This is a genomic window from Arthrobacter sp. Y3223164 (genome assembly GCF_059091005.1).
In genome coordinates this window covers 1-1,294 of sequence record NZ_JBNHGF010000581.1, presented here as the reverse complement: position 1 = coordinate 1,294, position 1,294 = coordinate 1, and the positions used below count along the sequence as shown (strand labels likewise).

The 1,294-nt window shown below is 71.6% G+C and carries 1 protein-coding gene; it reads left to right on the top strand.

Annotated features, from left to right (window positions below; translation table 11 throughout):
- Window positions 1-210 precede the first annotated feature (210 nt).
- On the top strand, window positions 211-987 hold the full coding sequence (locus AC5RUJ_RS16575) for an SDR family NAD(P)-dependent oxidoreductase (RefSeq protein WP_494002353.1): 777 nt from the start codon (window positions 211-213) through the stop codon (window positions 985-987).
- Window positions 988-1,294: the final 307 nt, after the last annotated feature.

Sequence of the window (1,294 nt, the reverse complement as noted above, 5' to 3'; positions counted from 1 at the left end):
CCGCCAGAACGGGCTTGGGCGGGCGGAGTGCTCCGCCGCCGGGCAGGGTGGGCATGTGGACCAGCCTAACGGCGGATCGGCGCGGCGCAGGCCGGAATCTGCCCGCCGATGCCCGGGGTGTGCGCCGGGCCACACTAGGCTGAGGGTTGCAATGCCGCCGGCAGGAAGGCGGCCGGAGGGATGAGTGTTGAGGACCCGGAGGAGGATCCAGTGGAGGTAGCCGGAACCGTAGCGTTGATCACGGGCGGAGCATCGGGGCTGGGGGCTGCGACGGCCCGCCGACTGCATGCCGCCGGTGCGTCGGTAGTGCTGATGGACCTGCCCGGCTCGAAGGGGAAAGAGCTCGCCGCCGAACTCGGGGACCGGGCCGTGTTCGCGCCCGCCGACGTGACCCATGAAGAACAGGTGCAGGCCGCGGTGGAGGAGGCCGCGGCACTGGGACCGCTGAGGATCGTGGTCAACTGCGCCGGCGTCGCCACCCCGGGCAAAGTGCTGGGCCGCGACGGGGTCCTGCCGCTGGAGGCGTTTGCCAAGGTCATACAGGTCAACCTGGTCGGCACCTTCAACGTGATTCGCCTGGCCGCCGCCGCCATCGCGGCCACCGAACCGGTGGAAACCGAACTGGGCGGGCCCGAGCGTGGCGTCATCATCAACACCGCCTCCGTGGCGGCCTTCGACGGCCAGATCGGCCAGCCCGCCTACGCCGCGTCCAAGGGCGGAGTGGCTGCCATGACGCTTCCGCTGGCCCGCGAACTGGCGCGCTCGCTGATCCGGGTGGTCACCATTGCGCCGGGCATCTTCGAGACGCCCATGATGGCCGGGCTGCCGCAACAGGCGCAGGAATCGCTGGGCCAGCAGGTGCCGCACCCGTCCCGGCTGGGCCGGCCGGCCGAGTATGCGGAGCTGGCTGCGCACATTGTGGCCAACTCGATGCTCAACGGCGAAACCATCCGGCTGGACGGCGCGATCCGGATGGCGCCCAAGTAACCGAAGGGTCCGGTGGCCGGGAGTAACCGGCGCGAACCGGATGGCGGCCAAGTAACCCGAGGGTCGGTGGGCGGGGGAGTAACCGGCGCTCCCGGGCTGCGCCCAAGTAACCGCCGCGATCCGGATGACGCCGGGCGACCGGCGCCTCTGGGACCCTTCGGCGAAAGGCGAGGCGCCGCCGTCGTACGCTTGAGGTGGACCGTGCCGAAGCTTGGAGTCCCCCGGGAACGGCACGCCCGCCGCAGCCGCCCGCATGACGCGAAAGGACGCACCCATGCCGCACGCCGCCCGCGACCGGGACCTCGAC